The sequence below is a fragment of the Oceanobacillus damuensis genome (assembly GCF_001618145.1).
GTDB lineage: Bacteria > Bacillota > Bacilli > Bacillales > Amphibacillaceae > Oceanobacillus > Oceanobacillus damuensis.
The window spans coordinates 19,170-27,017 of record NZ_LQNF01000042.1; the positions used below are offsets into that span (position 1 = coordinate 19,170).

7 protein-coding genes are annotated in these 7,848 nt (G+C 42.0%); 1 reads left to right on the forward strand and 6 read right to left on the reverse strand.

The genetic code is table 11. The features are described from left to right. Nucleotides 1-5 precede the first annotated feature (5 nt). From larB to larC, 6 genes are all read right to left on the reverse strand, one after another. Nucleotides 6-749 (reverse strand): nickel pincer cofactor biosynthesis protein LarB, encoded by a 744-nt coding sequence (gene larB / locus A4245_RS17695; protein ID WP_067730379.1) that lies wholly within the window; start codon nucleotides 747-749, stop codon nucleotides 6-8. Between the two features lie 57 nt (nucleotides 750-806). Further along, nucleotides 807-2,282: a gluconokinase gene (locus A4245_RS17700; protein WP_067730381.1), complete on the reverse strand. Its 1,476-nt coding sequence runs from the start codon at nucleotides 2,280-2,282 to the stop codon at nucleotides 807-809. 117 nt (nucleotides 2,283-2,399) lie between these two features. After that, on the reverse strand, nucleotides 2,400-3,170 hold the full coding sequence (locus A4245_RS17705; RefSeq protein ID WP_067730383.1) for an SDR family oxidoreductase: 771 nt from the start codon (nucleotides 3,168-3,170) through the stop codon (nucleotides 2,400-2,402). A gap of 24 nt (nucleotides 3,171-3,194) precedes the next feature. Continuing rightward, nucleotides 3,195-4,460, reverse strand: coding sequence for a nickel pincer cofactor-dependent isomerase, group 22 (locus A4245_RS17710; RefSeq protein ID WP_067730385.1), 1,266 nt, complete (start codon nucleotides 4,458-4,460; stop codon nucleotides 3,195-3,197). Nucleotides 4,461-4,695: 235 nt separating this feature from the next. Next, nucleotides 4,696-5,094 carry a methylglyoxal synthase gene (gene mgsA, locus A4245_RS17715; RefSeq protein ID WP_067730387.1) on the reverse strand — a complete coding sequence of 133 codons (399 nt, stop codon included), beginning with the start codon at nucleotides 5,092-5,094 and terminating at the stop codon, nucleotides 4,696-4,698. Between the two features lie 25 nt (nucleotides 5,095-5,119). Then, entirely contained in the window at nucleotides 5,120-5,998 is an 879-nt protein-coding gene (gene larC, locus A4245_RS17720) for a nickel pincer cofactor biosynthesis protein LarC (protein ID WP_067730389.1), read from the reverse strand. Between the two features lie 209 nt (nucleotides 5,999-6,207). On the opposite strand from larC, the gene A4245_RS17725 reads away from it, so the two are divergent. After that, complete coding sequence (locus A4245_RS17725; protein WP_067730391.1) at nucleotides 6,208-7,371, forward strand: ROK family transcriptional regulator; 1,164 nt, start codon at nucleotides 6,208-6,210, stop codon at nucleotides 7,369-7,371. The last annotated feature ends 477 nt before the right edge of the window (nucleotides 7,372-7,848 follow it).

The following is a 7,848-nucleotide window of genomic DNA, read 5'->3' on the forward strand; positions in this document are numbered from 1 at the left end:
AAGAACTACTGTTTATTTGCAAGCCGATCAATTATTACGGCATTATAGGCTCCGCCAAAACCGTTGTCAATGTTTACCACACTCACTCCAGATGCACAGGAATTCAGCATTGTCAGCAATGCAGCTAAGCCGTTAAAGTTAGCACCGTATCCTACACTGGTAGGAACAGCGATAACCGGATGGGAAACAAGGCCGCCAACCACACTTGGAAGTGCTCCTTCCATCCCTGCGACGACAATGGAAGCTGTAGCCTGTTGGATCTCTTCCAGGTTATCCAGCAGGCGATGGATTCCTGCAACACCAACATCATAAATACGGTGAACATTACTTCCCAGAACTTCTGCTGTCACAGCCGCTTCCTCCGCTACTCGCAAATCAGAAGTGCCGGCACAAACCACTGCAATATAACCGTTAGCTTCATCAGCAGATTTGGTTTGTTGCTTCCAGTAAAGAATTTGGGCAGTTTCATTATAGGTTAACTCGGAATGCTGCATTAGGATTGCTTCTGCTTTTTCTTTATTGATGCGAGTCACTAAAACATCATTATTTTTCGCTTTTATTGCCTCAATAATAGCTGTGATTTGTTCCGGAGACTTGCCTTCTCCATATATAATTTCAGGAAACCCTTGACGTTTTTTCCGATGATGATCCACTTTAGCAAACCCCAGGTTCTCATATGTAGCCAGTCGTTCTTTTGCTTCCGCCACACTTAGTGTTCCATCCTGAAGCTGTTTTAAAATTTCTTCCACATCAAGTTACCTCCCTGAATAATGTCGATACAGTTTTACATTTATTGCTTTATACTTCTACGTGAAATAAACGGATAAATCTTTAGCTATTCTCTCATATTTATCAAAAATAGTTAAATAATTTTCATGGTTTTCCATATTCGGCTCAATTACTTCTTCCGCAGGCATATTTTCCTTAATCGCATTAAAGCTCTCCGCTTCACCAATACCTACAAGAGACGTCCATGCAGCTCCCCAAGCGGCATTGTGATGTGTATCGGATATATGGATTTCCATACCAAAAACATCAGCCATAATCTGCACCCACAGACGGGATTTTGACAGTCCGCCATTGACACTGATCTTTTTCGGTTCGCCAGCCATTCTCTCAAGGGATTGACCAATCTGATAAATATTAAATGTAATTCCTTCCAGCACCGCTCTGGCTAAATGCTCTTTCTTATGCCCAATCCCGAGGCCAAAGAAATTACCTTTCGCACGCTGATTCCATAGTGGTGCCCGTTCCCCATTTATATAAGGGAGAAAGATAATACCTTCTGAACCAGGTTTCACATCTTCCGCTCCAGCAAGAAGCTCATCATGGGTACCTTTAAACTCAATCACATCTTTAAACCATTGTAATGCAATTCCCCCGTTATTTGTAGGACCACCAATGATCGATGTTTTATCAGAAAACGCATAAGTGAATGTCTCCATTTCATCGTTAGCTGGAGCACCATTCACAAACTGTCTGATTGCTCCGCTTGTACCAACCGAGACATTGACTTCTCCAGGAGATGTCGCACCACTTCCAAGGTTTGCCAACTGGCCGTCAGCAGCACCGATAACAAAAGGCAACTCCTTTGAAATCCCGATCTCATCGGCAACTTCTTCAATGAGACTCGTAAAAACTTCTGTAGGAGGAACTATTGGGGATAGCTGTTCTCGTTTAATTCCTGCCAGTTCCAGTGCTTCTTTATCCCAGTCCAATTCTTTAACATTCATCAGTCCTGTTGATGAAGCCATGGAATAATCGATGGCACATTTGCCAAACCACTTCTGCAGCAAATATTCTTTAAACGTCAGGTAGCAGGATGCCTTTTCATATGCCTCGTAATTATTTTCACGCATCCATATTAGCTTCATAAAAGGGGTCATGGGATGGATTGGGGTACCTGTCCTGGTGTATATTTCTTTACCCCTTGTCTCCATTAATCTCTCTGCCAATTCACTGCTCCGACCATCCGACCAGATCAGCATATTCGATAATGGAACACTATTTTCATCTACACAGATGAGAGAATGCATTGCACAGGATATTCCGGTCGCAAGCAATTCATACTTTTCTTCCGCAACCTGCCCGATAGCATTCTTCATCGCCACCCTGCATGCAGCCTCCACTTCATCCGGATTCTGTTCCACCCATCCCTGCTGAGGGTAGTAGGTAGTGACCATTTCTTCCGATTCGGCAATCAATTTACCCTTCAAATCAAAGATGACCGCTTTAGCGCTCGTTGTTCCTATATCAAGTCCGATAATTAACTTTTTTCTCAAAGAAATCTCATCCTTTACAGCTGTATAGTGATTATACGATGCCACTTGGTTTATAACACAAACAGAGAAAAGGCTTTGAAGGTGTTCAACTTCCCCCAAAGCCTTCGTTAGTATTTACTATATTGTCATACTTCCATAACCACCGTCAACGCGCAGCAGTGATCCAGTCACAAAGCCGGACGCTTTGTCTGATGCAAGGTACACAGCTGCCCCCTGCAATTCCTCAGGCTCACCGAAGCGGTTCATTGGTGTATGTCTCATAATGGAGTCAATACGATCTTCATCCAAAATTTTGCGATTTTGCTCAGCAGGGAAGAACCCAGGAATAATCGCATTCACACGAATGCCATGCGGTGCGAATTCTTTAGCCAAATATTGAGTCACGCTGTTCACGCCAGCTTTTGATGCCGAATACGTGAATACGCGAGACAATGGTGTTGTAGATGACACAGAAGAGATATTAATGATGCTTCCCTGTCTCCCTTGATCGATCATATGTTTAGCGAAGATCTGTGTACTGAAAACGAGACCTCTAAGGTTAACATCCATAATATCATCCCATTCTTCCGGAGCAAGCTCCATGAATGGGGTCGAACTGTTTTTACCAGGAGCATTCAATAAGATATCCCAGCCGCCTGACCATGCTTCAATTTCCTTCGCAGCACGCTCGATGGACTCCAGATCGCTTACATCCCCTTGAAAGGCTTTGGCAGAACCACCGTCTGCTTCAATCTCCTTTGCAACAGCTTCCGCTTTTTCCAAATTTCTGCCAACGATAGCTATTTTAGCCCCTTCTGCTGCAAGCCCTTTTGCCATGGAACTTCCCAATGTACTGTTTCCGCCGATTGCTACTGCTGTCTTACCTGTTAAATCAAATAGTTTACTCATTATAGTTCCCCCTTATTATTAATTTCAGTTAAATAGATTTCCTTTTTCATCAAAGTCAAATTCGTATAAATCGGAAGTCTGTTCCAGGTTCGAATGCTCTTTTACATGATCAAGCAATGCTTCAGAGACCTCAATTTCACTTATTTCAAGTGTATTTTTAATACGAACAAGTTTTACCTTTGTGAAATCAAGAATGTTACATGTCTTAACTGCGGCCTGAATCGCCATCCTATCATTTGGCAAGGTTGTTGAGATATGAGTCGGCCCAACTACGGTCGAAGTCAGCCCGTTTGCATAGGTTCCATGCTTATCCATCTTTCCGACAAGGCGCTCTGTCGTAAAATCGGCTGTACCGACACCGTTTGCATTTCCCTCTGATTGTGGTGTTACATCAAGCACTACCATTTTGGTAACATCCGGACCACCATGGGCATATGGTGTCGGATATCTGCCGGTGATATTCGGATCCATTCCATCACCGCTTATATTTTTTCCGATTTCATCAATGACCAGTACATCTATTTGATCAAAGAAAAGCTTCGGCAGTGATGCTTTAGCAAGCTTTTGCAATTCCGTTTCCCGTTCTTCGACTTCTTCAGGAAGAAGTACTTCAACCTTAAGCACTTTATCAAATGCGTTTTCCACGGTCGCTACTGCAAAAATGATCGGCATTTTTTCCATTGTCATTTTCGCCATTGCCGGGACATGCTCCGCCATATGTTTAAATCCTAATTGATGGCAAGCCTCTGCTCCTTTTTGCTTTCCAAGACCGATACTGATCATTTTCATAATTCCACTCTCAACCGGTCCGCGAAAAGCAGTGTGTGGTTTCACCCGGTTAATTACGACAATTCCGTCCGCCTCCGATGCCAGTTTATCAATATAAACTGGCAGTCCATTCGGAAGTTCGCCTATTTTAATAACTTCCATCGATGAGCGAATTTCTGCGTTTACTGCCTTTTCCGTGACACCTAAATGTTCAAGCACTGCTTTTTGCCCTTCAGCAGTCGCACCGCCATGACTTCCCATGGATGGCACAATGAAAGGCTTGGCACCTAAATCCTGAAGAAATTTGACAGTCACTGCCGTCAGATCAACAAGACGGTCGACTCCACGGCTCCCAACTGCCACAGCAATCTCCATCCCTGGTTCAACTGTGTTTTTTATACGCTCCAGTTGTTTCACAAGCGTTCCTACAACATCTTCTTCCTTCGTATCGTCAAATGTCTGACTGACCCTTGCCATCTTTGGAACAGGAATATCTTTTAGCAGCTCTTGTAAAATACCCATACAGCTAATTCACTCCGTTTCACATTCTATTTAAATATTACATTTTTCAATTTAAAAATCATCTATCCTTATAGTTCCCTTAACGAAACATATTAACACCGAACAAGAAGAATTCCTTGAACGAATGGAAACCTTTTCATCGAGAAATTCTAATTAGTTTACCCAATAAACTAATTACATTAACTAGAATATCATGAAGGCGTTTTCCAGTCAACTCTCCAGGTTGAGGAAAATTCTATTTCTTGATGTACTCGCGCCATTTTAAATCTCCTCGTTCCAGTGCATGGATCAATATTTCAGCAGTACCCATGTTGGTTGCCAAAGGAATAGAATATACATCACATAAGCGCATCAGTGCGGAAATATCCGGTTCATGCGGCTGGGCTGTCAATGGGTCACGGAAAAAGATAATCATGTCCATATTATTATCGGCTACCATCGCCCCTATTTGCTGGTCACCACCAAGTGGACCGGATTGAAAGCGATGAATAATCAACCCGGTGTTTTCGGAAATTCTTGTACCTGTGGTGCCTGTTGCATACAATTCATGTTTCTCCAGACTGAATTTATAGGCCTGTGTGAACCTTACCATATCTTCCTTCTTTTCATCATGAGCAATTAAAGCAATTTTCATTGTAAATCCCCCAGTCTTTTTCGTTTTATAAAGATACCCCTATGATAGTGCGTAATACATTAGGATGGTTAGCAAATGTTTTCGTGCCTGAACCATAACCAATTTTATCTACCTTAATGTTCGGCATGCCACCAAATTCTTCTGCAAGTACAGCTATGATTGCCGCCCCAGTTGGCGTCGTTAGTTCCGACTTTAACTCACTTTCAGCAATAGGTACACCTTTTAATATTTCCAATGTCGCAGGTGCAGGTACCGGATATACGCCATGGTCAATCCGTATTTTGCCTCCCCCAACCGGAACTGGAGCTGATTTTACTTTTTCAATTCCCATTTGGTGGATCAGAATAGCTGTTCCTACGATGTCAATGATAGAATCGACTGCTCCTACCTCATGGAAATGCACCTCTTCCAAAGGCATTCCATGGATACGTCCTTCTGCCTCACCGATTTTTTTGAAGATTTTTAATGCCGTTTCCTGCACTGATTCCTCAAACCCCGCTGATTCGATGAGTTTTACTATATCTTTATAGGAACGGTGACTGTGGCCGTGAGAATGGTCGTGACTATGACTATGGTCGTCATGGTGATGATCATGGCTATGATTGTGCTCATGATCGTGATGGTGGTGATGGCTATGACTGTGATTGTGATCATGGTCATCATCGTGATGATGATGGTGATGATGGCCTTGTTCCTTTTCCTTATTCAGCAGCACAACGTCAAACTTCGTGCTTGTAATGCCATTTTTAACAACTTTATCCCACTTTAGTTCATATTCATCTTCCATCCCCAATTTTTTTAATTCGTTCTCCAAATGATTCGAATCCCCGCCTGCATCAACAAGGGAAGCTATTGTCATATCACCGCTCACGCCTGAAAAACAATCAAAATATAGAAATTTCATTCCATTCTCTCCTTTTTTTGTTATAATGGGTGTATTATTACTGGTGTGAATCTTTGTGAGAACAATATTGTAAACCTTTTCACACGAAATATCGAGCTAGCTTAAGCTTTTAATTTTTTTTGCAATCATTTATTATTTGTTTGCTAAACAAATAATAGCATGTTTTTATCTATAAATCTCATTTCTAATGGAACAAAGGGGGAATAATGATGGTAACGGGCGATGGGGCATACATAAAGAAGATAAACAGAAGTTTAATCCTGCAAAATATTATTGAACACGGTTACATATCAAGGGCAGAGTTGTCAAAAATGACAGGGCTGAATAAAGCAACAATATCCGTACAGGTCGTTGATCTGCTCGATGAAAAGTTGGTTTGTGAAACACAGCAGGAGCATAATGTTGTTGGAAGACGCCCTATCATGCTCTCCATTAATGGAGAGGCAGGATATGTTCTTGGTATTGATCTTGATTACGAGCAGATTAAATGCAGAATTTCTGATTTACAGGGGAACATGGTATTCACGGAAACAATCCAATGCGATACAGAGGATTACGATAAATCTTTAAAAATGTTGATCAAACTCATTCAGAAATACAAGAAAAAATATGCAGACAGTCATTATGGACTCGTACAGACAATTATCGGAATCCACGGTACCGTTAATAATGATGAAACAATCTTTTTTGTTCCAAAATTACAGTGGCATAACAAGCACTTAAAGTCAGATTTGGAAAAAGTTCTTGATATGGATATTAGCATTGAAAATAATGCTAATCTATCTTCATTTGCCGAGAGAGTATACAAGCATCATCACAGCAACAACCTGCTGACTCTGATTCTTTCATCAGGAATTGGCGCAGGGATCATGATTGATGGCAAGCTTCATAAGGGCTACGACGGTTATGCCGGTGAGATGGGCCACATGGTTATATCTCCGGATGGCGGCAAATGCAGATGCGGAAATCACGGGTGCTGGGAGCTTTATGCAGCTGAGCCAGTCGTATTTTCCTCTTTAGCTGACAAGCTTCGTAAACCGAGCTGCAATTTAGGTGACCTTAAACAATTAATGGCTGAAAACAATCCAGCAGCCCACGAAGTAATGAAAACATATATAAAACACGTCTCTGTCGGGTTAAATAATATCATCAATTTATATAACCCGGAAATGTTAGTAATAAACAGCGAACTGCTCAAATTATATCCGAATGCTGTAGAAGAGTTGGAAGGATATTTGACTTCATCTGTCAGCAGCTATCGTGAAATTGTTTTATCTGATTTAGGAAGAAATGCAAGTGTCATGGGTGCATGTGCCCTTGCCATCCAGAATTTCCTTGAGGTACCGGAGATTGTGTTTATTGAAGAGGACTAATATTTTATTAACACCACCTTACCAGCGTTGAAATTGATAGGTAAGCCCATGAAAATGGTTGGAAAATACACTGCTTATATTGATTTTGCATTAACTGTTAAGCTCTTTCATCGCAGTTGATATAAAATGCGAAGTAACTGTAGATTTATTCTCGAAAAACGTAGTTATGCTGCCGTCCGGGATCACTCCGGGCGGATGCTTTCCGCGGGCACGGCCTCAGCCTCCTCGAGAAACCCAATCTGCGGGGTCTTCGGACACGTGCTATTCCCGCAGGACAAGGGAGGCTTCGTCAGCTTTCACATCGCACGAAGGAAATTGATTTGTATTTCCGAGGAGTCACCGCCCGGAGTGATCCCGGACTGGTGAAGTTGAATAATGCTATTGCAGCTAATACATGAGTAGTGATTAGCTACATCTCCAAACCAGCTCGGGGAAATACACGGAGACTGATATGAACGAAACTGTCAAGTTCCCCCT